This window comes from Nocardioides sp. CPCC 206348 (assembly GCF_048654705.1).
In the GTDB taxonomy this organism is placed as follows: Bacteria; Actinomycetota; Actinomycetes; order Propionibacteriales; family Nocardioidaceae; genus Nocardioides.
On sequence record NZ_JBMCZA010000131.1, the window covers coordinates 103,031 to 127,727 of the forward strand.

The 24,697-nt window shown below is 71.0% G+C and carries 24 protein-coding genes; 21 read left to right on the top strand and 3 right to left on the bottom strand.

All coding sequences use genetic code 11. The annotated features are described in order from the left end of the window. The first annotated feature begins 56 nt into the window (after positions 1-56). Entirely contained in the window at positions 57-482 is a 426-nt protein-coding gene (locus ACOADB_RS08410) for a DUF3040 domain-containing protein (RefSeq protein ID WP_378597509.1), read from the top strand. Positions 483-501: 19 nt separating this feature from the next. On the opposite strand, the gene ACOADB_RS08415 is transcribed toward ACOADB_RS08410, so the two are convergent. From ACOADB_RS08415 to ACOADB_RS08425, 3 genes are read right to left on the bottom strand one after another with little or no spacing between them, the layout of a single operon-like run. Beyond that, positions 502-2,835, bottom strand: coding sequence for a transglutaminaseTgpA domain-containing protein (locus ACOADB_RS08415; RefSeq protein ID WP_378597510.1), 2,334 nt, complete (start codon positions 2,833-2,835; stop codon positions 502-504). After that, positions 2,832-4,061, bottom strand: a complete 1,230-nt coding sequence (locus ACOADB_RS08420; protein ID WP_378597511.1) for a DUF58 domain-containing protein — start codon at positions 4,059-4,061, stop codon at positions 2,832-2,834. The genes ACOADB_RS08415 and ACOADB_RS08420 overlap by 4 nt, the downstream gene beginning before the upstream one ends. A gap of 1 nt (position 4,062) precedes the next feature. Next, positions 4,063-5,022, bottom strand: a complete 960-nt coding sequence (locus ACOADB_RS08425) for an AAA family ATPase (RefSeq protein WP_378597535.1) — start codon at positions 5,020-5,022, stop codon at positions 4,063-4,065. A 315-nt stretch (positions 5,023-5,337) separates the two neighbouring features. On the opposite strand from ACOADB_RS08425, the gene mraZ reads away from it, so the two are divergent. The 20 genes from mraZ to ACOADB_RS08525 all read left to right on the top strand — a co-directional run. Continuing rightward, positions 5,338-5,760, top strand: coding sequence for a division/cell wall cluster transcriptional repressor MraZ (gene mraZ, locus ACOADB_RS08430; protein WP_378597512.1), 423 nt, complete (start codon positions 5,338-5,340; stop codon positions 5,758-5,760). A gap of 274 nt (positions 5,761-6,034) precedes the next feature. Next, positions 6,035-6,199: a hypothetical protein gene (locus ACOADB_RS08435; RefSeq protein WP_378597513.1), complete on the top strand. Its 165-nt coding sequence runs from the start codon at positions 6,035-6,037 to the stop codon at positions 6,197-6,199. A gap of 6 nt (positions 6,200-6,205) precedes the next feature. Further along, positions 6,206-7,198: a 16S rRNA (cytosine(1402)-N(4))-methyltransferase RsmH gene (gene rsmH / locus ACOADB_RS08440; RefSeq protein ID WP_378597514.1), complete on the top strand. Its 993-nt coding sequence runs from the start codon at positions 6,206-6,208 to the stop codon at positions 7,196-7,198. Next, complete coding sequence (locus ACOADB_RS08445; RefSeq protein ID WP_378597515.1) at positions 7,195-7,731, top strand: hypothetical protein; 537 nt, start codon at positions 7,195-7,197, stop codon at positions 7,729-7,731. The genes rsmH and ACOADB_RS08445 overlap by 4 nt, the downstream gene beginning before the upstream one ends. Before the next feature lie 64 nt (positions 7,732-7,795). Continuing rightward, positions 7,796-9,610, top strand: coding sequence for a peptidoglycan D,D-transpeptidase FtsI family protein (locus tag ACOADB_RS08450; protein ID WP_378597516.1), 1,815 nt, complete (start codon positions 7,796-7,798; stop codon positions 9,608-9,610). 32 nt (positions 9,611-9,642) lie between these two features. Further along, complete coding sequence (locus tag ACOADB_RS08455) at positions 9,643-11,130, top strand: UDP-N-acetylmuramoyl-L-alanyl-D-glutamate--2,6-diaminopimelate ligase (protein ID WP_378597536.1); 1,488 nt, start codon at positions 9,643-9,645, stop codon at positions 11,128-11,130. Then, positions 11,127-12,509 carry a UDP-N-acetylmuramoyl-tripeptide--D-alanyl-D-alanine ligase gene (locus ACOADB_RS08460; protein ID WP_378597517.1) on the top strand — a complete coding sequence of 461 codons (1,383 nt, stop codon included), beginning with the start codon at positions 11,127-11,129 and terminating at the stop codon, positions 12,507-12,509. The genes ACOADB_RS08455 and ACOADB_RS08460 overlap by 4 nt, the downstream gene beginning before the upstream one ends. Further along, a complete protein-coding gene (mraY, locus tag ACOADB_RS08465) occupies positions 12,506-13,576 on the top strand; it encodes a phospho-N-acetylmuramoyl-pentapeptide-transferase (protein ID WP_378597518.1) in 1,071 nt (356 codons plus the stop codon). Before ACOADB_RS08460 ends, mraY begins: the two co-directional genes overlap by 4 nt. After that, positions 13,558-15,060, top strand: coding sequence for a UDP-N-acetylmuramoyl-L-alanine--D-glutamate ligase (gene murD / locus ACOADB_RS08470; RefSeq protein WP_378597519.1), 1,503 nt, complete (start codon positions 13,558-13,560; stop codon positions 15,058-15,060). Before mraY ends, murD begins: the two co-directional genes overlap by 19 nt. Positions 15,061-15,131: 71 nt before the next feature. After that, positions 15,132-16,346 (top strand): putative lipid II flippase FtsW, encoded by a 1,215-nt coding sequence (ftsW, locus tag ACOADB_RS08475; RefSeq protein ID WP_378597520.1) that lies wholly within the window; start codon positions 15,132-15,134, stop codon positions 16,344-16,346. Between the two features lie 9 nt (positions 16,347-16,355). Then, positions 16,356-17,462 (top strand): undecaprenyldiphospho-muramoylpentapeptide beta-N-acetylglucosaminyltransferase, encoded by a 1,107-nt coding sequence (gene murG, locus ACOADB_RS08480; RefSeq protein WP_378597521.1) that lies wholly within the window; start codon positions 16,356-16,358, stop codon positions 17,460-17,462. Further along, entirely contained in the window at positions 17,459-18,856 is a 1,398-nt protein-coding gene (gene murC / locus ACOADB_RS08485) for a UDP-N-acetylmuramate--L-alanine ligase (RefSeq protein ID WP_378597522.1), read from the top strand. The genes murG and murC overlap by 4 nt, the downstream gene beginning before the upstream one ends. A 3-nt stretch (positions 18,857-18,859) precedes the next feature. Next, positions 18,860-19,615 (top strand): cell division protein FtsQ/DivIB, encoded by a 756-nt coding sequence (locus tag ACOADB_RS08490; protein ID WP_378597523.1) that lies wholly within the window; start codon positions 18,860-18,862, stop codon positions 19,613-19,615. A 191-nt stretch (positions 19,616-19,806) separates the two neighbouring features. After that, positions 19,807-20,976 carry a cell division protein FtsZ gene (gene ftsZ, locus ACOADB_RS08495; RefSeq protein WP_378597524.1) on the top strand — a complete coding sequence of 390 codons (1,170 nt, stop codon included), beginning with the start codon at positions 19,807-19,809 and terminating at the stop codon, positions 20,974-20,976. A 2-nt stretch (positions 20,977-20,978) separates the two neighbouring features. Next, on the top strand, positions 20,979-21,713 hold the full coding sequence (pgeF, locus tag ACOADB_RS08500) for a peptidoglycan editing factor PgeF (protein ID WP_378597525.1): 735 nt from the start codon (positions 20,979-20,981) through the stop codon (positions 21,711-21,713). Beyond that, a complete protein-coding gene (locus tag ACOADB_RS08505; protein WP_378597526.1) occupies positions 21,710-22,408 on the top strand; it encodes a YggS family pyridoxal phosphate-dependent enzyme in 699 nt (232 codons plus the stop codon). The genes pgeF and ACOADB_RS08505 overlap by 4 nt, the downstream gene beginning before the upstream one ends. Before the next feature lie 60 nt (positions 22,409-22,468). After that, entirely contained in the window at positions 22,469-22,957 is a 489-nt protein-coding gene (locus tag ACOADB_RS08510; RefSeq protein ID WP_378597527.1) for a cell division protein SepF, read from the top strand. A gap of 52 nt (positions 22,958-23,009) precedes the next feature. Continuing rightward, positions 23,010-23,303: a YggT family protein gene (locus ACOADB_RS08515; protein WP_378597528.1), complete on the top strand. Its 294-nt coding sequence runs from the start codon at positions 23,010-23,012 to the stop codon at positions 23,301-23,303. A 131-nt stretch (positions 23,304-23,434) separates the two neighbouring features. Further along, a complete protein-coding gene (locus ACOADB_RS08520) occupies positions 23,435-24,220 on the top strand; it encodes a DivIVA domain-containing protein (protein ID WP_378597529.1) in 786 nt (261 codons plus the stop codon). Positions 24,221-24,374: 154 nt separating this feature from the next. Beyond that, on the top strand, positions 24,375-24,697 hold a 323-nt coding region (locus ACOADB_RS08525; protein WP_378597530.1), incomplete at its 3' end, for a hypothetical protein.

Here is a 24,697-nt window from a genome sequence, read left to right on the forward strand (position 1 = left end):
ACACTTGGTGGAGAGCCAACGGGCGGATCTGCGCCCCGCATGTGTCGGAGGAATCGGTGCCACTCTCAGACGAGGAGCTGCGACTGCTGGAGCAGATGGAGCGCGCCCTCAGCGAGGAGGACCCGAAGTTCGCCTCGACGCTGCGCGGCACTTCACTGCGTCAAGCAGCTCGTCGGCGCGCCATCCTGGCCGGAGTGGTCTTCGCTGTCGGTGTCACCGTGATGATGACCGGTGCTGTCAGCGGCTACTGGCCGGTCGGCGTCGCCGGCTTCGTGATCATGCTTGCCTCGGCCACGGTGCTCCTCACCGCGCTCGGCGGCCGCCGCGGTGGCCCGGACCCCCAGGTCGCGGCCCACCCGTCCGGTTTCGGTGTCGTCCACGGCGGCCGGAGCAACAAGTCCCGCTCGGGCAAGTCGTCGTCCGGCTTCATGGACACGCTCCAGGCGCGCTGGCGCCGCAGGAAAGAGCGTGGCGGTTTCTGACTGATCGGCCCCCGGGCCTTCAGTTCCGCTTCCACATCGAGCGCGGCAACCACCGCGCGCGTTGGCGCTCGCGCGGGGTCACTCCTGCGGTGATGGAGGCCGCCACCAGTTCGGCGTCGGCGCTGAGCGTGGACCGCTCCAGGGTCGTGACCGCTCCGGGGCGCGCGTAGCGGGCCCGCTCGACGTGCAGCACGAGGCGCTCGAGCGCCTCCGCGGCGTCGGGCGCCACGTCCGGTCCCGTGCGGGGGCGTTCCTCGGGAGGACCGGCGGGGTCGGCGAGGTGCTCGACCAGGACGGTCCCGACCTCGCGGGGTGAGCGACCGTCGGGCCAGGGCACGCCGAGGTCGTGCGCGGTCGCGCGCAGCTCGGACCAGACCTCGTCGGGCCCGCCGTCCAGTCGGCTGCGCCGGGCCTGTCGCCGCAACGACCGGGGGCCGAACAGGAGCCCGACGACGAGCAACAGGACCAGTGCGAGGACACCGAGGACGATGAGCACGCGCTGGAGGGTGCTGCGACCGTCGTTCTCGTCCTGCCCGGCGTTGGGGTCCTCCGCGTTGGGGTCGGCGGGTCGTGTGGTCGGCGCGACGGTCGCCGTACCGCTCGGGCTCCGGGACGTGCTGTTCGTGGGGATGGACGGCTCCTCGCCGATCCCGTTGACGGGGACCCGCGAGTAGTCCGGCACGTCCTCCACCCGCTCGGACGGAGTGGGCTCGAAGCGCACCCAACCGGTGCCGGAGAAGTAGAGCTCGGGCCACGCGTGCAGGTCGTGGCTGCTGTACTCCCAGCGACCGTCACCCAGTGCAGTCGGTTCGAGGAACCCGACCGCGACGCGGGCGGGGATCCCGAGGGCGCGGGCCATCACGGCCATCGCCGAGGCGAACTGCTCGCAGTACCCGACCCTTCCCTGGGGGGACAGGAAGGCCTCGAAGGTGCCGTTGCCGGTACCGTCCGGGGCGCGGCTCACGTCGTAGAGGAAGCCGCCGTCGCGCCGGAACCAGCGCTGCAGCAGCAGCGCGCTCTCGTAGTCGTTCGATGCGGGCGCGGTGACGCTGCGGGCGAGGTCCCGCACGATGGCGGGCACGCCGCGGGGGAGTTCGAGGACCTCCTCGGACACGTCGCCGGCTCGCGAGTTGCGGAAGTACCTGCCGTCGGTGCCGTAGTCCGGGTCGAGGGAGGTCATCGAGTACGACAGGCCTCGAGTGTCGTTGTCCTTCGCGGCGAGGAAGTCCATGGTCGCGGGGTCGAAGCGCCAGTCACCCTCGGCGTCGACGGCCGCGGCGGGGAACTGCGTGGGCAACCAGGTGGAGTCGAACCGCTCGGAGATGTCCAGCTCGTAGTCGTACTCGGTGCGGGGCACGGACTCGGCAAGTCCCGGCGGCGGCGGCAGCTCCCCGCTCGCGGTGTTCTCACGGTCGACGTCGCGGTCGCCGTTGCTCCACTCCTGCCCGGTGAAGCGATTGAGCACCGCGACCCGGAGGTACTCGGGGTCGGGGTCGTCGGTCTCGACCTCGATCAAGGGCACGTCCTGCTCGCGTTCGAGGTCGCGTCGCATGTCGGCGATGGGCTTGCGGATCCGGATGTCGCCATTGCCCTGCCCGGCACCGAAGTCGAAGATGTCCACGCCGAGGACGGGCATGAACGCCGGGACGACGAGGGCCAGGACTGTTGCCGTGATCCCGATCCGGGCTGCACCGGCGCGGGCGGCCTCGCGGACCGGGTTGCCGTGGCCCCACAGCGAGTTGTCGTCGGGGCCGATCGTCCGGCCCCAGCGCTGCAGCTGGTCGCGGGCATCGAAGTGGAGCAGGGCGAGGAACCCGATGGCCGCCACGACGAAGCTTCCCCATCCGGGGCCGCCGTCGAGCAGGCCGCTGGGCACGGAGTAGACGGCGAGCAGGGCCAGTCCGGCGGCAGGGACCTTGCGGTACGTGCAGGCCACCACGTCGACGACGACGATGAACGCCGCCCCGCTCGCGACCAGGAGCGGCCACACGGGCCCGACCCGCGGACCGATCGGTGCGGCGTAGGTGCGCGCCACGTCCATGGCGTCCCGCAGGGCCGCGCCGAGCTCCGCGCCGGGAGCGCTGAAGAACAGGGGGGACCCGGTGACCTGATAGGTCACCAGGGCCGCCGCTGCCACGGTCTGCACCAGTGCGACCGCCCATCGAGGCGTGTTGCGCCAGCGCAGCAGTGCGCCGAGGACGCCGACCACCAGGGCGATCGCGGCCAGGCGGCGGAGGTAGGTGCCGGGCTCGGTCAGGAAGCCGTGCCACGCGGTGAGCGCCGCCCAGGTGGTGACCGCGGCGACCGCACCCATGATCAGGGTGGAGGACAGGGTGGGGCGCGGACCGCTCATCGGCTGGCTCCGCCCCGCGCGGGTGCGCGGCCGAGGTCGCCCCAGGCGGCATCGAGTCGATCACGCGGGCCCATGCCGACCGCGCGCCAGCCGAGCACGCCCAGCAGCGACGCAGCGGCGGCCGGCCCCGCACTGCCACGGGTCGCCGACCACTGCTCGACATCGAGCACGACGCCGAGGGCGACCCCGGCGTCGTGGCGGATCCGGCGCAGTGACGCCGTGTCGCCGCCGATCATCGCGCCGAGGACAGCGGCGACGACGCCACCGCGGGACTGGTCGCCGCACCAGCTGACGTCCAGGGAGCCACGGGTGGTCGTGGTGAGAACCGCGAGCTTGCGCAGCGATTCCTCGGCCCCGGACGCCTCGGTGCCGGCCGCGGTGGCGAGCTGGACGGCGTAGCCGTGCTGCTCGAGGTGGACCACCAGGGAGGCCGCCACGACGATGGCCGCCTCGAAGCTGGATGCGGGTCCCTGGCCGCGGTGGGCGTAGTTGCGGTTGTCGATCAGCACCGTGGCGTGGGCCTCCCACGGCTGCTCCTCGCGGCGCACCATCAGCTCACCCACGCGTGCGGAGCTGCGCCAGTGGACGCGACGAAGGTCGTCGCCGCGGCGGTACTCGCGCACGCTGACGTCCTCGGCCGAACCCGATGCGAAGGCCTGGGGCCGGTGCTCGCCCGCTCCCTGCCAGCCGCCGGTCAGGGGAATCGGCCGCAGGGGGAGCACCCGCGGAGTCACGATCAGCTCCGCCGTACCGGCGATCGAGCGGCGACGCTCGACCAGGCCGAAGGGATCGGTGATCCGGACGCTCAGCGGGCCGACGACGTACTGCCCGCGGAGGTCGGCGCGGACCGGGTAGCTCACGGTGCGTTCCCACCGCTGGCCCAGGCCCTGCAGCACGAAGCGCGGCCGGTTGCCGAGGGCATAGGGGAGGGCGTCCTCGACCAGGAGGGCACCGTCGGATCGCCCGCGGTCGCTGGTGATGGTCAGGTCGATGCGGGCGGACTCGCCGGCGCGCAGGAGCCGCGGCCACACGGACCGGGTGACGGCTGGATCGTGCTTGCGGCGGCTCACGACGAGGGCCGCGATGAGCGGCAGGCTGAGCACCAGCACTCCCACCCGCGTCAGCGCCGGCTGCCCGAACACCAGGGCGCAGGCCACCGCGGTCAGACCCGCCGCGACGAAGGCTCGTCCGCGGAGGGTCAGGGAGGACAGGCTGGGGCGCACCATGTCAGGCAGGGGAGTCCGGCACCGGAACCTGTGCAGCGATGGCCTCGAGGATCGACGAGGCGCCCCGACCGCCGACGGCGGCCTCAGCGCTCGGGAGCAGGCGGTGGGCCAGCACCGGCTGCAGCAGGGCGCGTACGTCGTCGGGGAGCACGTAGTCGCGGTGGTGCAGGGCGGCGCGGGCCTTCGCGGCGCGGACCAGGTGCAGGGTGGCGCGCGGCGAGGCGCCCAGCAGCAGTTCGGGGCTCTCGCGGGTCGCGACCGTCAGTGCGACGGCATAGCGCTGCACGGCGGGCGACACGTGGACGCGGGCGACGATCGCGCACAGGCGGCGGATCTCGGCGCTGTCGGTGACCGGGCCGAGGTCGTCGAGCGGGTTGGTGGTGCCGTGGCTCTCCAGCATCGCGATCTCGGCCGCGGGTACCGGGTAGCCGACGGAGACCCGGGCGAGGAAGCGGTCGCGCTGGGCTTCGGGGAGCGGGTACGTGCCCTCCATCTCGACCGGGTTCTGCGTCGCGATCACCATGAACGGCGACTCGAGCTGGTAGGTGACGTTGTCGACGGTCACCTGGCGCTCGGCCATGCACTCCAGCAGCGCTGACTGGGTCTTGGGGGAGGCGCGGTTGATCTCGTCACCGATGACGACGTTGGCGAACACGCCGCCCGGACGGAACTCGAACGCGCGCGTCGACTGGTTGTAGACGGAGACGCCCGTGATGTCCGAGGGCAACAGGTCGGGCGTGAACTGGATCCGGCGGACCGTGGAGTCGATGCTGCGGGCCAGCGCCTTGCTCAGCATCGTCTTGCCGACGCCCGGTACGTCCTCGATCAGCAGGTGGCCCTCCGCGAGCATCACGATGATCGAGGCGGTCACGACGTCGCTCTTGCCCTCGATGACCTTCTCGACGTTGGCGCGGATCCGGCCGGCAACCCGAGCAACGGACTCGACGTCGCTCTCGGTCATCGGTGGGCTGATCTGGGACTCCACGTCGTCTCCCTCGTCGTGCTGTGGATCGGTGGAGTCACCCTACGGCGCCAGTGGGTGCGTGCGCTGTCCTCCACCCCGATCCACCGGGGCGGCGTTTTCGCTCCACTTCTCCTCCACTTCGCTCCACCCCGCTCGTCAGGCGTCTGACCTGCGGTTTCTTGCGCGCTCCGGCTCGCCTGGGACCGCCCAGCGACCGATTTCGTGGTGAATGGTGGTTGACGGTGGAGCAAAGTGGAGTAGTGTGGGGGAAAGTGGAGGACAGACCACACGTTGACTGGCTGGGGGTGCCGGATGCTCTTCATGGGCACCTACACCCCGAAGCTCGATGACAAGGGCCGCCTGTTCCTCCCGGCGAAGTTCAGGGATCGACTGGCGGAGGGCATCGTGGTCACACAGGGACAGGACAAGTGCCTGGTCGTCTGGCCGACCGATGTCTTCGCCGCTGAAGCCGAGCGGGCCTCCGCCCGGCCGATGACCAACCGCGCCGCCCGCCGCTACGCCCGGGTCCTCTTCGCCGGCGGCGACGAGAGCACCCCGGACAAGCAGGGACGGATCGGGATCCCGGCACTCCTTCGCGAGTACGCCGCGCTCGAGCGCGACGTCGTCGTGATCGGTGTGCGCGACCGCCTCGAGATCTGGAACCCCGCCACCTGGCGCGAGTTCCAGCTCGAAGCCCTGGAGGAGTTCGCCGACCTCGACGAGGACGACGACTAAGCAGCACCGGCGCCAGCAGCGCCGTTCACAACTCAATCGCGGATCCGCAGGACGAGGTCTCAGCCCGCTCCCGCTCCCGGCACCCCGATGTCGACCCCCACCTGGGACACCTTCCCCGGTACCAGGCGGTCACGGCGACACCGGAAACCCGGCCTTCTGGGGCACTTCCCCGGCACCAGACGGCACCCGAACACACGCCGGCACGGGAGCGGGCAGGGACCTGGCTCTGCGGATCCGCGTATTTCCAGCACCAAGTACTCAAAGGGTCGAAACCATGAGCGTGATGCGCACGCACGCACCGGAAGTGTCCGGTGAGCGTTCGGTGCCGCCGCGCGTCCGGGAGCAGGCGCGTGAGGCGCTGGTCCTGATGGCCTTCTCCCTGGCGGTCTCCCTCGCCTGCTCCCTGCTCCTTCTCGCCACCCACCTCGCAGGGCGCTGACGCGAGATGAACGCTCCACGCCACGTCCCCGTCCTCCTCGACCGGGTCGTCGCCCTGCTGGCGCCCGCGCTCGACCACCCCGGCGCGGTGCTCATCGACGCGACCCTCGGGCTCGGTGGTCACAGCGAAGCCGTCCTGGAGCGCTGTCCGCAGGCCCGGGTGGTCGGCATCGACCGCGACCCGCAGGCGCTGGCGATGAGCCGCGAGCGGCTGGCGTCGTACGGCGACCGGTTCACCGGCGTGCACGCGGTCTACGACGAGATCCCCGACGTGATCGCCGACCTCGGCCTTCGTGAGGTCGACGGCGTGCTCTTCGACCTCGGTGTCTCCTCGATGCAGCTCGACCTGCCCGAACGGGGCTTCGCGTACTCCGTCGACGCACCGCTCGACATGCGCATGGACGGCACGACCGGTCCGACGGCGGCCGACGTCCTCAACACCTACAGCGCAGCCGACCTGACCCGCATCCTGCAGAGGTACGGCGAGGAGAAGATGGCCAAGCGGATCGCCTCCGCCGTGGTGCGGGAGCGTGAGATCGAGCCGTTCACCAACTCCGCGCGGCTCGTGGAACTCCTCTATGCCTCGATCCCCGCGCCGGCTCGCCGCACGGGAGGGCACCCCGCCAAGCGCACCTTCCAGGCGCTGCGGATGGAGGTCAACGACGAGCTCCGGGTGCTCGAGCGGGCGATGCCCGCGGCCGTCGAGGCGATCGGGCTCGGTGGTCGCGTGGTGGTCGAGTCGTACCACTCGCTCGAGGACCGGCTGGTGAAGCGGACGTTCGCCGACGCCACCCGCTCGACCGTCCCCGACGACCTGCCGTTCCTGCCCGAGGGATCCGAGCCGTCGTACCGCCTGGTCACGCGGGGCGCGGAACAGGCCAACGAAGCGGAGATCGAGGAGAACCCTCGCGCCGCCTCCGTCCGACTTCGCGCCATCGAGCGCACCCGCAAGAGCACACGTCAGGGCACCACCTCATCCGGCAAGGGAGCCGCATCATGAGCACCGCATCCGCCCTCCGCAGTCGCTTGCCGCATGCCGCGCCCCGGCTGGCCCAGGCCGCGCTGGAGCGTGCGCGGCTCACGGTGGTGCCGCGCCGTCGTACGGCGGCGCCCCGGGTGCCGTTCGTGACGTTCGTGAGCATCATCCTGCTCGCCGGAGTCATCGGGCTGCTGTTGTTCAACACCTCGATGCAGCAGGCTTCGTTCCGTGCGACGGCGCTGGAGAAGCAGGCGACCGACCTGAGTGCCCAGCAGGAGGCGCTCGAGATGGACATCCAGGAGCTGCGCGGGCCCCAGCGGGTCGCGCAGGCCGCCCAGAAGCTCGGCATGGTGATCCCGTCGACGCCCGCAGGCGTGCTGCACCTCGGGAGCGGCAAGATCTCCGGGAACCCGACGCCTGCGTCCGCCGAGGACAGCATTCCGCTGGCGACGCCGGGCCCACGCAAGCCGGAGTCCCTCAAGGCCAAGACGGTGAAGGTGAAGGTCGGCAAGGTCAACGCCGGCAGCGACGGCGCGCCCGCCCGGAATCGTTGATCCGTCCGCCTAGGTTGGACACTCCCCGGGCCCCTAGAACACGTCAGCGACCAGGACGAGAGCGTTGAGCCGAACGAATCCCCTCCGCCAGAACCGCACCTCCGGTGCGGTGCGTCGCGGATCGCCCCAGCGGCGGATGCAGATCGGCTTCCTGCTGATCGCGATCGTGCTGTCCGTGTTCGCTGCCCGACTGGTGCAGCTGCAGGGGATCGACCCCCAGGACTACGCCCAGATGGCGGCCGCCGAGGGGTCCCAGATCGTCGCGCTGCCGGCCACGCGCGGTGAGATCCTGGACCGCAACGGCGAGGCCCTGGCCGAGACCGTCGACGGCCGGATGATCGTGGCCGACCCGGCGGTCACCGCCGCGGTCGCCCCCGAGCTCGCGACCCTGCTGTCCGACCGCCTCGGGGTCGACTACTTCGAGACCCTCGAGCGACTCCGCACCAAGGGCAGTCGTTTCCAGTACGTCGCCCGGCAGGTCCCGGCCAGCAAGGCCGAGAAGGTCGTGTCGGACGTCGCCGCGAAGTTCAAGGACGCCAAGGGCCGCCCGTTCGCCGGACTGATGACCGAACGTGACCCGCTGCGGATCTACCCCAACGACGAGGTCGCCGCCAACGTGCTCGGCTTCCTGGGCACGCCCAAGAACGACGGGTCCGCCCAGGCGCTCGCCGGTCTCGAGGACTCGTTCGACCGCTACCTCTCGGGCAAGGACGGCGAGGCGCGCTACCAGGTCGGCGCCGGCAACCAGATCCCGCTCGGCGACAACACCGTGACGCCGGCCGTCGACGGCAAGGACCTGCGCACCACGATCGACCGGGACCTGCAGTTCTACGCCCAGCGCGTCCTCCAGCAGACCGTCGTCCGCGCGGCTGCGAAGTCCGGCATCGCGATCATCATGGACAGCCGGACCGGCCAGTTGCTCGCCCTGGCCGACTACCCGACCTACGACGCCTCGGATCCCTACGAGTACGCCGAGGACCTCTACAAGTCCTCCGCCCTCACTGACGTCTACGAGCCGGGCTCGGTCGAGAAGGTGCTGACGATCAGCTCGCTGGTCGACGCCGGGCTGGCGTTCAAGGAGCAGAAGTTCCGGGTCCCGGGCCAGCTGAACCGCCAGGACCGGCCGATCGGCGACTACTGGGACCACGGGACGATCAGGCTGACCCTGGCCGGCATCATCGCGAAGTCGTCCAACATCGGCACCGTGCTGGCCGCCGACCAGTTCAAGAAGGGCCAGTTGCGGTCCTACCTCGAACGGTTCGGCCTCGGCCAGCAGACCGGTGTCGGCCTCGGCGGCGAGACCAAGGGCCTGCTCCCCAAGGGCGACGCCTGGACCTCGCAGGTCGGCGACCGCATCGCCTTCGGCCAGTCGCTGTCGGTCAACGCGGTCCAGATGATCACGGCGATCAACACGATCGCGAACGGCGGCGTCCGGATCGACCCCAGCCTGGTCCAGGGCGAGGCGACGACGGATGAGGGAGCCAAGGTCGGCAGCGAGGCTGCCGGTAGTCGCCGGGTCGTCAGCGCCGATGCCGCCCGCGAGACCATGCTGATGATGGAGCGCGTGGTCGACCCGGACGCCGGTGTCGCCCCGCGCGCGGCGGTCCCCGGCTACCGGGTCGCAGGCAAGACCGGTACGGCGCAGCGGGTCGGCGAGGAAGGCCGGTACGACGGCAGCACCTCGGTCTCGTTCGCCGGTTTCGCACCCGCCGATGACCCGCGGTTCACGATCTACGTCGTCGTCCACAGCCCGCGTCAGGGCAGCGGTGGTGGCAGCGTGGCGGGTCCGGCGTTCTCGAAGCTGATGAGCTACACCCTGCGTCGGTACGGCGTTCCGCCGACCGGCGCCAAGCCCAACCAGACGCCGGTCGAGTGGTGAGCGGCCCGACCACCCGCCCGATCCACCCGCCGCTGACGTCCCTCGACGCCATCGCCCGGGCGCTGGGGCTGGCGCCCGTCTTCCCCGGGGTGAACCTCCTCGGGATGACGCTCGACTCACGCCGGGTCCAGCCGGGCGACCTGTACGCCGCACTGCCGGGCAGCCGCGCCCACGGTGCCTCGTTCACCGAGCAGGCCCGGGCCGGCGGCGCTGCTGCCGTCCTGACCGACCCGTCCGGTGTCGCCGACGCGTCGGGCTGGGACCTGCCGCTGCTCGTGGTGGACGATCCGCGGGCCGTCCTGGGGTCGGTGGCCGCGCTCGTCTACGGCGAACCCGCCGCGGCCCTGACGACCATCGGTGTGACCGGCACCCAGGGCAAGACCACGGTGACCCGGCTCCTCGACGGCGGCCTGCTGGCCAGCGGGATCCGCAGTGCCGTGGTCGGCACCGTCGGCACCCGGATCGCCGGTGAGGAGGTCAAGACCGCCCTCACCACCCCCGAGGCGCCCGACCTGCACGGCCTCTTCGCCCGGATGCTCGAGCTCGACGTGACGGCCTGTGCCATGGAGGTGTCCAGCCACGCGCTGGTGATGGGTCGCGTCGACGGCGTCCGCTTCGACGTCGCGGTCTTCACCAACCTGGGGCGCGACCACCTGGACTTCCATGCCGACGTGGAGGACTACTTCTCCGCGAAGGCGCTGCTGTTCACTCCCGGGCACGCCCGTCGCGGACTGGTCTGCATCGATGACGAGCACGGGCAGCGGCTGGCTCGCGAGGCGCCGATCCCGGTCCGCACCTACGGCGTCAGCCCGGCGGCCGCCGCGGCCGACTGGACGGTCAGCGACGTCGCGCTCGGTGCCGACGGATCCCGGTTCACGGTGCACGGACCGGACCGCCTCACGGTCGCCGGCGTCGTACCGCTGCCGGGGGAGTTCAACGTCGCCAACGCGCTCGCAGCCATCGCCTCCGCGGCCGAGGCCGGACTCGATCCGCAGGCCGTCGCGGACGGAATTGCCCGTTCCGGTGGGGTTCCTGGCCGCCTGGAGCGGATCGACACCGATCGTGACCTCACCGTCGTCGTCGACTACGCCCACAAGCCCGACGCGGTCGACGCCGTGCTCCGCACGTTGCGCCCGGTCACCCGCGGCCGCCTCGTCGTGGTGATCGGAGCAGGTGGAGACCGCGACCGCGGCAAGCGGCCCGTGATGGGAGCGATCGCCGCCGAGCTCGCCGACCTCGTGATCGTGACCGACGACAACCCTCGCTCCGAGGATCCCGCCGCCATCCGCGCCGAGGTCCTGGCCGGTGCTCGCGACGCCGGATCCGACGCCGAGATCGTGGAGATCGCGGACCGGCGTGCCGCGATCGCCGAGGCCCTGGCCGGAGCCGGCGACGGTGATGTCGTCCTGGTGGCAGGCAAGGGACACGAGACCGGCCAGGAGGTTGCCGGCGTGGTGCATCCGTTCGACGACCGTCAGGTGGTGCGCGACGTCCTCGCCGCACTGGACGGCCCCGCATGATCCCCCTGCACCTCTCCGAGATCGCTCGCGTCGTCGGCGGCACGCTGCACGGTGACGACGTCGTCGTCGCCGGTCCCGCGTACGTCGACAGCCGCTCGCCGGTGCCCGACGGGCTCTTCGTCGCGATCGTGGGGGAGCGGGCCGACGGCCATGCCTACGCCGACGGCGCGCACGCGGTGCTCGGCAGCCGCCCCACCGCCGCACCCACGGTCGTCGTGGAGGACCCGGTCGTCGCACTGGGGCTCCTGGCACGCCATGTCGTCGACCGGCTGGACACGACGGTCATCGCGCTCACCGGCTCCCAGGGCAAGACCGGCACGAAGGACTACCTCGCGGCGGTCCTGCGGACGCTCACCTCCGACCAGGCCGTGGTCGCCACCACCGCGAACAACAACAACGAGCTCGGCGTCCCGCTCACCGTGCTCCGCGCGGACGCGACCACCCGCCACGTCGTCGTCGAGATGGGGGCCCGCGGAGTCGGCCACATCACCTACCTCTGCGACATCGCGCCCCCACGGATCGCGGCTGCCCTCAACGTCGGCAGCGCCCACGTCGGGGAGTTCGGCGGACAGGACGTCATCGCGCGAGCCAAGGGCGAGATCATCGCCGCCCTGCCCGACCACGGGGTCGCCGTCCTGAACGCGGACGACCCGCTCGTGGCGGCCATGGCGACCCGCACCTCCGCCCGGATCGTCTCGTTCGGCACGACCGGTGCCGTGACCTGGCGCAACCTCACCCTCGATGCGCTGGGACGCCCCGCCTTCGAGCTCGGGTACGACGACCAGTGGCATGCCGTCTCGCTCCTGCAGTCCGGCGCGCACCAGGTGCTCAACGCCGCAGCTGCCGCCGCGATGGCGATCGGCGCGGGGTTCGCTCCCGCCGACGTGGCCGCCGCCCTCGGCACCGCTGCCGCGGCATCGCGGTGGCGGATGGAGGTCACCGAGCGTGCCGACGGGCTCGTCGTGATCAACGACTCCTACAACGCCAACCCCGAGTCGATGCGGGCCGCGCTGGAGGCCCTGGTCGCCATCGGCCGGGGCGACGGGGGTCCGCGCCGTCGTACGGTCGCGATCCTGGGGGAGATGAAGGAGCTCGGTGACGAGCACGATGCCGGCCACCGGGCGGTGGGACGCGCAGCAGCGGACCTCGGCGTCGACGTACTCGTCGTCGTGACCGCAGCAGCCCGCGGCATGGCCGAGGGCGCCCAGCCGGAGTCCGGTAACACGGTCGGTGAGGTGATCGTCACGGCGGGCCGGGACGACGCGGTGGACTGGGTGCGGCAGAATGCCGGACCGGAGGACGTCGTCCTCGTCAAGGCGTCGCGCGGCGCCGCCTTGGAGCTGGTGGCAGAGAGCATCCTGAAGGGGCCCATGCAGTGAGAGCGATCCTTCTCGGAGGCGGCATCTCGTTGTTGATCTCGCTGCTCGGCACGCGCGTGGCCATCCACTGGTTCACGCAGTGGGGCTATGGCCAGGAGATCCGCGACGACGGCCCGACCAGCCACCACACCAAGCGCGGCACCCCCACCATGGGCGGCGTCGTCATCATCCTGGCCGCGGTCATCGGCTACTTCGCGGCGAAGCTGATCACGCTGACCACGCCGAGCGCGTCGGCCCTGCTGTTGCTGTTCCTCTTCGTCGGGATGGGCCTGGTCGGCTTCCTCGACGACTTCATCAAGATCTCCAAGCAGCGCAGCCTCGGCCTGCGCAGCAAGGCCAAGATGGCCGGGCAGACCGTGATCGCGCTGGTCTTCGGCTGGCTCGCGCTGTCGACGTGGCTCGAGGACGAGAACGGCCGGAGCCCGGCGAGCGACAAGGTCTCGTTCCTTCGCGAGCTGGACTGGTTCGTCCTCCCGACGGTGCTGGCGCTGCTGTTCATCTGGCTGCTCGTCGCCGGTTTCAGCAATGCGGTCAACCTCACCGACGGGCTCGACGGCCTCGCCGCCGGCGCGTGCGTCATGGTCTTCGGTGCCTACACGCTGGTGAACATCTGGCAGAACAACCAGTTCTGCCAGGACGAGCCGAGCGCCTCCTGCTACAACGTGCGAGATCCGCTCGACCTGGCGATCATCGCGGCCGCCATCACGGGCGCCTGCTTCGGCTTCCTGTGGTGGAACGCCTCGCCCGCCAAGATCTTCATGGGTGACACCGGCTCCCTGGCCCTGGGCAGCGCGCTCGCCGGCTTCGCGATCCTGACGCGCACCGAGCTCCTGCTGGTGGTCCTCGGTGGACTGTTCGTCCTCGAGACGGCGTCGGTGATGATGCAGGTCGGCTTCTTCAAGCTCACCAAGGGCAAGCGCATCTTCCGGATGGCACCCATCCACCACCACTTCGAGATGCTCGGCTGGGAGCAGGTGACCGTGGTGATCCGCTTCTGGATCATCACCGGACTCTGTGTCGCCACCGGCCTCGGCATCTTCTACGCCGAGTGGGTCTCGCGGCTGTGACCCGCGACGTGTCCACCCTGGGCCGCAAGGACTCGTGGGACGGAGTCCGCGTCGTCGTCGCCGGCTTCGGCACGAGTGGTGCGGCGGCGGTCGACAACCTGCTCCACCTCGGTGCCGACGTGCACGCCGTGGCCGAGGTGGCCCGGCCCGCGATCCTCGAACGCGCCGAGCTGCTCGAGGTCCTCGGCGCCCGCATCGACATCCACGAGGGTGCGACCGCGAGCCTGCCCGAGGGCGAGGTCGACCTCCTGGTCGTCTCCCCGGGCTTCCGCCCGGACGCGCCGATCGTGGTGGCCGCCCGCGAACGCAATGTCCCGGTGTGGGGCGAGGTCGAGCTCGCGTGGCGGCTCCGTGACCCTGATTCCCCGGCGCCGTGGATCTGCGTCACCGGCACCAACGGCAAGACCACGACGGTGCAGATGCTCGACAGCATCCTGCGCGCCGCCGGGCTGCGCAGCGTCGCCGCCGGCAATGTCGGACTGCCGTTGACCGAGGCCGTCATGGACCCCGAGCCCTACGACGTCATCGCTGTCGAGCTGTCGAGCTTCCAGCTCCACACCACCGACACGATGGCCGCCGAGAGCGCCGTGGTGCTCAACGTCGCCGAGGACCACCTCGACTGGTACGACGGCACGGGCGGCATGGACGGCTATGCCCGTGACAAGGGGCGGATCTACACCGGCGTGCAGCGGGCGTGCGTCTACAACGCCAGCGACCCCGTCACCGAGCAGCTCGTGCGCGATGCCGACGTCGAGGAGGGCGCGCGGGCCATCGGCTTCACCCTCGGCCTGCCGAGCGTCGGGATGGTCGGTGTCGTCGACGAGTTCCTCGTCGACCGCGCGTTCATCGCAGAGCGTTCGACCAGCGCCGCCGAGCTGTGCACCATCGACGACCTCGCCTCGAGCGCGCCGCACTACATCGCGAACGCACTCGCCGCAGCGGCACTCGCGCTGGCCCACGGCGTCAGCCGGACCGCCGTACGCGACGGGTTGACGGCGTTCCGTCCTGACGGCCACCGGATCGCGGTGGTCGCCGAGCACGACGACCTGACCTGGATCAACGACTCCAAGGCCACCAACCCGCACGCGGCGGCGTCCTCGCTCGCGGCCTTCGCGCCGGTGGTGTGGGTGGCGGGCGGCCTGGCCAAGGGCGCGAGCTTCGACGACCTGGTCCGCTCCGTCGGATCGCGGCTGCGGGGCGTGGTCCTGATCGGCCAGGACCGGCAGGTGATCGCCGACGCGCTTTCGCGACACGCACCCGATGTGCCCGTGATCGACGCCAACAGCCCTGAAACTGGTGGGGTAGTTGGTGAGTCAAGTGACGACCTGATGAGGCGTGTCGTTGCGTTGGCTGCCGGGATGGCCCAGTCGGGCGACACCGTGCTGCTGGCGCCGGGATGCGCGTCGATGGACCAGTTCACCGACTACGCCGCCCGCGGTGATGCGTTTGCCGAGGCGGTCAGGGAGTTCATCACCAGGGACTGACACGAGGGACTGAGGGGGTCGTCATCACCACCGCGAACCCCGAGAGCACCCGTCTCTCGTTCCAGGGCCTGGTGCGACGTCGTCCCCGACTCGCGGCGCGGCGGCCGACCTGGACCCGCGCGCTCAAGGATGCCCTCGACCGCCCCCTGACGACGTACTACCTGCTGCTGGGCGCCACCGCCCTGCTGCTGACCATCGGCCTGATCATGGTGCTGAGCGCCTCCAGCGTCCGGGCCTACAGCGAGACCGGCGACTCGTACGCCGTCGTGAAGCGGCAGCTGATGTGGGTCGGCATCGGTGTTCCCTGCGCCTTCATCGCGTCCCGGGTGTCGACCAGCTGGGTCCGCGGCCTGGCCTATCCGGCCTTCTCGATCTCGCTGCTGCTGCTCGCGCTGACGGCCAAGCTCGGCGTCGAGGCCAACGGCAACACCAACTGGCTGGCGGTGGGCCCGATCCAGATCCAGCCGTCCGAGCTGGCCAAGCTTTCGCTGGTGATCTGGGCGGCGCACATCTACGCCAACAAGGAACGCCGGCTCAAGAGCCTGCACCAGATGCTGGTGCCCGTCGTCCCCGGCATGGTGCTGGCCACGACCCTCGTGGTCGTCGGTCGCGACCTCGGTACGGCACTGGTCTTCTTCGCGTTGCTGATCGGCATGCTGTGGGTGGTCGGCGCCCCCAACAAGCTCTTCGCCCTGGCCCTGGCCGGTGTCAGCGTGCTCGCACTGGGCCTGGCGGCCACCGACGGCGAGCGCCTCCAGCGGCTGGCGAACTTCACGGACCCGTTCAAGGACTTCCACGGCAACGGCTGGCAGCCCGCCCACGGCCTGTACGCCATGGCCAGTGGCGGCATCTTCGGCGAGGGCATCGGCGCCAGCCAGCAGAAGTGGGGCCAGCTGCCGGAGGCCTACACCGACTTCATCTTCGCCGTCCTCGGGGAAGAGCTGGGCCTGGTCGGCACGCTGCTGGTGATCTCGCTGTTCCTCGTCATCGCCTACGCCGGCCTGCGGGTCGCGCGCGAGACCAAGGACCCGTTCGTCCGGTACTGCACCTTCGGCATCGTGGTGTGGCTGCTGGGCCAGATGATCATCAACGTCGGCATGGTCCTCGCCCTGCTTCCCGTCATCGGCATCCCGCTGCCGCTGGTGTCGTACGGCGGCTCGAGCCTGCTGCCCACGTTGAGCGCGCTGGGCCTGGTCATCGGATTCGCCCGGCGGGAGCCCGCCGCGGCGCGCGCGCTCGCCCAGCGTCGTCGGGCCAGGTCGGCCGGACTCTCGGCGCGCGGGTAGGTTTCTCGCGTGCGCGTTCTGTTGGCCGGTGGTGGAACGGCGGGTCACACCTCGCCCCTGCTCGCGACGGCGGATGCCTTGCGCCGCCTCGATCCTGACGTCGAGATCACGTGCCTCGGCACGCCCCGCGGACTGGAGAACAAGGTGGTCCCCGCGGCCGGCTACACGCTGCGACTCGTGCCGCCCGTGCCCTTGCCCCGCAAGCCCGGCAAGGACCTGTTCCTCGTGCCGAAGCGACTCCGCGCGGCGGTGAAGGCGGCCCTCGAGATCATCGACGAGGTGCAGCCCGACGTGGTCGTCGGCTACGGCGGCTACGTCTCGATGCCCGCCTACGTCGCCGCGCGTCGACGCAGGATCCCGCTGGTCGTGCATGAGCAGAACGCCCTGCCCGGCATCGCGAACAAGGTCGGCTCACGCCTGGCCACCCGCGTCGCCGTCAGCTTCCCCGGCACCCCCCTCAAGAAGGGCGAGTACGTCGGCCTGCCGATCCGGCGCATGATCTCGACCCTCGACCGCACGGCTCTCCGGGCCGAGGCGCGCGCGTTCTTCGGCCTCGAGGCCGATCGTCCGACCCTGGTCGTCACCGGTGGGTCCCAGGGCGCACGGCGGGTCAACCAGGCCATCAGCGGCGCGGCCGCGGCGCTGGGCTCCGCCGGTGTCCAGGTGCTGCACGTGATCGGCCCGAACGGCGCGAGCGACTCCTCGTGGAACGAGCCCGTGGCCACCGGGGTGCCCTACGTCGTCCTCCCGTTCGTGGAGCGGATGGATCTCGCGCTGGCCGCGGCCGACCTGATGGTGTGTCGCTCCGGCGCCTCCAGCGTCGTCGAGGCGTCCGCGAGCGGAGTGCCCGCGATCTTCGTGCCGTTGCCGATCGGCAACGGCGAGCAGGCCCTCAACGCCCGCCCGGTCGTCGACGCCGGGGGAGCGCTCCTGGTCGAGGACGCCGACTTCACGGCCGACTACGTCGCGGACACGGTGCCGGCGCTGGTCACCGACGCGGCGCGGCTGGCCCGGATGGGTGCGGCTGCGGCCGACCTGGTGCCGCGCGACGCCGACGACAAGCTCGCGCGGATCATCCGCGACGTGGCTGCCAGCGCCGCCGGGGCTGCCCGGTGAAGATCCCCGTCCCCGCCGAGATCCTGCCCGCCGAGCAGCTCGGCCGGGTCCACTTCGTCGGCATCGGCGGCGCCGGACTGTCCGGCATCGCCCGGCTCATGCAACAGCAGGGCGTCGCGGTCACCGGGAGCGACGCCAACGACTCGGTCGTCGTACGGGCCCTGAGGGCCGAAGGCATCACCGTCCACGTCGGCCACGACGCCGCGCACGTCGACGGCGTCGACACCGTCGTGGCCACCACCGCGGCCCGCGAGGACAACCCGGAGATCGTCGCCGCCCAGGCGCAGGGGCTGCGGCTGTGGCCCCGTTCGGCCGGGCTGCAGTCGGTGCTCATCGGCAAGCGCGTGGTCGCGATCGCCGGCACCCACGGCAAGACCACGACGACCGCGATGCTCACCGTCGCGCTCCAGGAGGCCGGCCTCGACCCGACCTTCGTCATCGGCGCGGAGGTCGAGACCCTCGGCACGAACGCACGGCTCGGCACGGGCGACGTCGCCGTCGTCGAGGCGGACGAGTCCGACGGGGCGTTCCTCGTCTACACGCCCGAGATCGCCGTCGTGACCAATGTCGACGCCGACCACCTCGACCACTGGGGTACCCCCGAGGCGTACGCCGCAGCGTTCGCGACGTTCGTTGCGGGAGCGTCGTCCTCGGCCGTCGTGAACGCCGACGACCCCGGTTCGGCAGCGCTCGCCGCGGCCGAGGGCGTGGCCACGGCTGGTTTCGTCGACGGCGCCGACATCCAGGGCAGTGACCTCGCTGTCGTCGGCGGCGGTGCGACCTTCGACGTCCGGGCCGCGGGCAACGACCTCGGTGCCGTCACCCTGTCGGTACCCGGCACGCACTACGCCCAGGACGCACTGCTGGCGCTGGCTGCCGGCCTCGACCTCGGTGCCGATCCGGCCGCCCTCATCCGCGGCCTGGCCCGCCACCGCGGTGCCAAGCGCCGGATGGAGCTCATCGGCGAGGCCGCCGGCGTGCGGGTCTACGACTCGTACGCCCACCACCCGAGCGAGATCCGCGGCGACATCGAGGCAGCCCGGTCGCTGGTGGGTGGGACCGAGCGCCTGGTCGTCTGCTTCCAGCCGCACCTCGTGTCCCGGACCCGGATCTTCGGTGTCGAGATGGGCCAGGCCCTCGGTGCTGCCGACGAGGTCGTCGTCCTCGACGTCTACGTCGCGCGCGAGGACCCCGATCCTGCGGTCACCGGCGCCCTGGTCGCCGACGCCGTCCCGTTGCCCGCCGGGCAGGTCCGGTTCGTGCCCGTGCGCGCCGAGGTCGTGGCGACCTTGGGCGACATCGCCCGCCCGGGTGACCTGGTGCTCACCCTCGGCGCCGGGGACGTCACCGCACTTGCTCCCGAGCTCCTCGCCGTCCTCGCCGGGCGGGGCTGAGGGATGGCCCGCAGGGGACCAGCGCCGCGCCTGCGCCGGGGCGACGCCCAGGCACGTGCCCGCAAGGCCTTCGCCCGCCGTCAGCGCTCCCGTCGCTGGCTGACCTGGCGCTACATCGCCGCTGGGGTGGCACTCGTGCTCCTGGCCGGCCTCGGCGTCTACGCCCTCTACTTCTCGTCGTGGCTGCGTGCCGACGGCGTCCAGGTGGTCGGCAACGACCTGCTGACCGAGAAGCAGGTGCTGGAAACGGCCGAGGTGCGCACCGGGGGCCCGCTCGTCCAGGTCGACCTCGAAGCGATCGAGAAGCGGATGAGGTCCCTCGCCGCGGTCAAGAGCGTCGACGTCTCCCGCAAGTGGCCGCACCAGGTCCGCATCGAGATCGTGGAGCGAACGCCGATCGCCGTCCTCGACCTCGGCAAGCGCGAGGCGGCGCTCGACGCCGACGGCACGGCGTTCCCCGCACCGGACCGGGCCCGCAAGGGACTGCCCCGGGTGAAGGTCGGAGCCGGCGCGAACAAGGACGCCCTGCAGGAGGGCGCCGAGGTCGTCGCCTCGCTCGACCCCGAGGTCTCCGCCCTCGTCGAGTACGCCGAGGTACGCACCGTCGACGAGATCCTGCTCCACCTGCGGGACGGCCGCCTGGTGCGCTGGGGGAGTGCGGACCAGTCCGGGGACAAGGCCGCGGTCCTGCTGGAGCTGCTCAACGTCAAGGCCCAGACGTACGACGTCTCGGTGCCGGGTTCGCCGACCACGCGCTGATCTTTTTTCCCGATCCTCGGCGGTCGCGGCGTGTCTGCGCCGTGCGGGTCGCCGTCGTACCTACTGTCATGGACACGACGAGGTTGACATAACTATAACCCTCTACCTGAGGGTGACAGTTTCCGGAGCACAGCGTCGTTCCCCCAGCACACCGTCGATTCCGATCACACACCTGGAGAGGTGAAGCCGCCGTGGCAGCTGCACAGAACTACCTGGCCATCATCAAGGTCGTCGGCATCGGTGGCGGCGGCGTGAACGCCGTCAACCGGATGATCGAGGTCGGCCTCAAGGGCGTCGAGTTCATCGCCATCAACACCGACGCGCAGGCGTTGCTGATGAGCGACGCCGACGTCAAGCTCGACATCGGTCGCGAGCTCACCCGCGGCCTGGGCGCCGGCGCCAACCCCGACGTGGGTGGCAAGGCAGCCGAGGACCACGCGGAAGAGATCGAAGAGGTCATCAAGGGCGCCGACATGGTCTTCGTGACCGCCGGCGAAGGCGGCGGCACCGGCACCGGTGGTGCTCCGGTCGTCGCCCGCATCGCCCGCTCGCTCGGCGCGCTGACCATCGGTGTCGTCACCCGCCCGTTCAGCTTCGAGGGTGCGCGTCGCAAGAAGTCCGCCGACGACGGCATCGAGCGGCTCCGCGAAGAGGTCGACACCCTCATCGTGATCCCCAACGACCGGCTGCTGCAGATCTCCGACCGCAACGTCTCGATGCTCGACGCGTTCAAGCAGGCCGACCAGGTCCTGCTCCAGGGCGTCTCCGGCATCACCGACCTGATCACGACCCCCGGTCTGATCAACGTCGACTTCGCCGACGTCAAGGCCGTCATGAGCAACGCCGGTTCCGCGCTGATGGGCATCGGCTCGGCCCGCGGTGAGGACCGCGCGCTGGCCGCCGCCGAGATGGCGATCAGCAGCCCGCTCCTGGAGGCGTCGATCGACGGTGCCCATGGTGTCCTGCTCTCGATCGCCGGTGGCTCGGACCTCGGCATCTTCGAGATCAACGAGGCCGCCGCGATGGTGGCCGACGCGGTGCACGCCGACGCCAACATCATCTTCGGAACGATCATCGACGACGCCCTCGGTGACGAGGTCCGCGTGACGGTCATCGCCGCCGGCTTCGACGGGGGGCTCCCGAAGCGCCAGGACTCCGCCGCTCGGCGTGAGGCTCGCCCGCAGCAGACGCAGGCCGAGACCCGCGCCGCCGCCGGCGCCGTCGCCAGCCGTCGCGAGGAGACCCCCGCCCCCGCGCGGGAGTCGGCTCCCGAGCCGCAGCCCGTCGGCGCCCGGACCACCCCGGCGCCGATCCAGTTCGACGATGGTGACGACCTGGACGTCCCCGACTTCCTGAAGTAGGGATGTATTCATTCCGCATCACCACGGGCCCCGTCGACCTGGCCTTCACGGACCGGGTCGGCGGGGTCAGTGCTGCGCCCTTCGGCGAGTTGAACCTCGCCCGGGACGGTGGCGATGCGGAATCCGCCCGGGCGGAGAACCTCCGCCTGCTGCTCGACGACTTCGCGCCCGGCGACGACCTCGCTGACCTGCGCCAGGTCCACGGCAACGCGGTGGTCGTCGCGGACGCGACCCGCCCTTCGTCGTACGACGCAGCGCCGGAGGCGGACGCCATCGTCTCCGTCACCCCGGGCATCACCCTGATGGTGCGCGCCGCTGACTGCGTCCCGGTGCTCCTCGCGGACCCCGACGCCCAGGTCATCGGCGCTGCCCACGCAGGTCGGCTCGGCATGGCGCTCGGCGTGGTCCCGGCGACAGTGGCCCGGATGCGGGAGCTCGGCGGCGACCGGATCACGGCCTGGGTGGGCCCGCACATCTGCGGATCCTGCTACGAGGTCCCGGCCGACCTGAGCGACGAGGTGGCGGCAACCGTCCCGGCGAGCCGGTCGACGACGTCGTGGGGGACACCTGCACTCGACATCGGTGCGGGCGTGCGTGCCCAGCTCACCGCCGTCGGCGTCGAGGTCGTCGACGTCGGCCGCTGCACCCGTGAGTCGCCCGACCTCCACTCCTACCGACGCGACGGTGCACGCGCCGGACGGCAGGCCGGCATCATCCGGCTCGGTGGTCACCGATGACCCGGCGCGACGAGCTCGCGGCCAACCTCGCCACGGTCCACGCCCGTATCGACGCGGCCTGTGCGGCCGCCGGTCGCCCCGCGGGCGACGCACGCCTGGTCGTGGTCACCAAGTTCTTCCCGGCGACCGATGTGCGACTGCTCGCCGGGCTCGGCGTCACCGATGTGGGGGAGAACCGGCACCAGGAGGCTGAGGCAAAGGCAGCCGAGTGCGCCGACCTCGCCGTGCGCTGGCACTACGTCGGCGCCCTGCAGTCCAACAAGGCCGCCGCTGTCGCGCGCTACGCCGACGTGGTCGAGTCCGTCGACCGGCCCGGGCTGATCGCCCGGATCGCACGCGGCGCCGGCGAGCGGGACCGGTCGGTCGACGTACTGCTGCAGGTGAGCCTGGACCCGCCCGGGAGCGAACATCGCGCCGGCGCCGACCCGTCCGGGCTCGCCGACCTGGCGGCCGCCGTCGACCAGCATCCGGAGCTCGAGCTGCGTGGCCTGATGGCCGTCGCGCCCCGCGACGAGGACCCTGCGGAGGCCTTCGCGAGGCTGGCCCGGATCCGCACGGAGTTCCTCGACCACCACCCCGAAGCATCCGTCCTCTCCGCCGGCATGAGCGGCGATCTCGAGGCCGCAATTTCCGCCGGCGCGACACACGTGCGCGTCGGCACCGCGGTCCTCGGATCGAGGCCTGGAGTCCAGTAATGTCCAGAACACCACCAGATGTCCCAACACCTCGGGGCACGAATCACGGAGGCAACAGTCATGAGCGGTGCGATGCGCAGGATCGGCGAGTACCTCGGCCTGCTGGAAGACACCGGCTATGACGAGTACGACGACGAGGTGAACGAGCAGGCACCCGCGCGTGAGGCGCGCACTGCACGTCCCGTCCGCGCCGTGCCGTCGAACACGGTCGCCGACCTCGAAGAGCGTCGCCGTCCCGTCGCGGTGGCTCCGCAGCCCGTCGTCGCCGAGCTGTCCCGGATCACGACCCTGCACCCGACCACCTACAACGAGGCGCGCTCGGTGGGCGAGCAGTACCGCGAAGGCATCCCGGTGATCATGAACCTCACCGAGATGAACGACCAGGACGCCAAGCGCCTCGTCGACTTCGCCGCCGGCCTGATCTTCGCGACCCGCGGCACGATCGAGCGGGTCACCAACAAGGTGTTCCTGCTGTCCCCGCCGAACGTCACGGTCGCGGCCGAGGACAAGGCGCGGATCGCCGACAACGGGTTCTTCAACCAGAGTTGAGCCGATTCGACCGGGGGGCCAGCCGTTGGGCCGGCCCCGATAGATTGGTGTCGTGACAATCGCTGGGTGGATCATCGAAGGCCTGCTGTTCGCCTTCATCGCGTTCCTGTGGGTCCGTTTCATGACCGACTGGGTCCAGGTCTTCGCCCGCACCTGGGAGCCGCGCGGACCCGTGCTGGTCTTCCTGGAGACCGCCTACTCGGTGACGGATCCGCCGATCAACGCGTTGCGCAAGGTGATCAAGCCGATCCGGATCGGCAATTTCGCCCTCGACATCAGCTTCATCCTGGTCATGATCCTGGCCTACGTGTTGCTGTCGGTGAACCGGTCGACACTGCTGACGTGACGTGGGACGACACGCCCTTCGTGCGCTTGGTGTGACGGGTGATGCGGCCTTCTCGCCAGCAGGCGCTAAGGTTCCCCCAGATTAGTTTGACGAGACAGTTTGTCCTTAGAACTTCGAAGATAGGTGAGGTCATGCCGCTGACGCCTGAGGACGTGAGCAACAAGCGCTTTACGCCGGTCCGGCTGCGCGAGGGCTACGACATGGGCGAGGTCGACCAGTTCCTGGATGAGGTTGAGGCCGAGCTGGCTCGCCTGACCCAGGAGAACGACGACCTCCGCACCAAGCTCGCTGCCGCACAGTCCGGATCGTCTTCTGCGTTCGATGCTCCGACGCAGCTTGCGCCCGTTGCCGAGGTTGCTCCCGAGCCGCCCGCACCCGCGCCCGTCGAGGTCGTTGCCCCCGCGCCGATTCAGCCGGTGGCTGCGCCGAGCGTCGTGCCGTCCGGTGACCAGAAGATCCAGACGATCCGCGTCGAGACGGTTCCCGAGGCGTCCAACGCCGCGGCCCGCCTCCTCGAGATCGCGACGCGCAACGCCGACGAGCTCGTCGAGGACGCCAAGAACGAGGCCGACAAGATCGTCGGCGAGGCGCGCACCAAGTCCGAGCGCCTGGAGTCCGAGGCCAAGGTCAAGTCCGACCGCCTCGAGTCCGACGCCCGGACCCGCGCCGAGATGCTCGACGGCGAGACCGCCGAGCGTCGTACGCAGCTCTTCGGTGACCTGGAGAAGGAGCGCGACAAGCTCTCCGCCGAGGTCGAGACGCTGCGTTCGTTCGAGCGCGAGTACCGCTCGCGGCTCAAGAGCTACTTCACGCAGCAGCTCGAGGCGCTGCAGACCCCGGGCGACACCCTCGCCCCCGTCGAGGAGGCTCCGGCGCCCAAGCGTCTGCGCTCCATCCTCGGCGAAGAAGAGGCCTGAGCCCGACAACATCAACCGGTCGGTCCGCATCACGCGGACCGGCCGGTTCGTTGTTGTGCGGTGCGCCTGCTTGGTGAGGTTGGCGGAAGTCGTTACCCTCCGCATCACGCCCGTAGCCTTCCGGTCGCGTGGTGCCCGTTCCAAGGAGTCCGTGATGGCCCGCAGCACGAAGAAGTCTCTGGCCGGTCAGGCCGCATCTGCAGCGCGGAAGATGATCCGCCCGCGGAAGGCCGCTGCAGCGGCCGCGGCACCCACCACCCCACCTGCGAAGAAGGCTGCGGCGAAGACCGCCGTACCCGCCAAGAAGGCGGCTCCGGCCAAGAAGACCGCTCCCGCGAAGAAGGCGGCACCGGCCCCTGCCAAGAAGGCCGCTCCCGCCAAGAAGGCGGCACCGGCCCCTGCCAAGAAGGCCGCACCGGCCAAGAAGGCGGCACCGGCCCCTGCCAAGAAGGCGGCACCCGCCAAGAAGGCGGCACC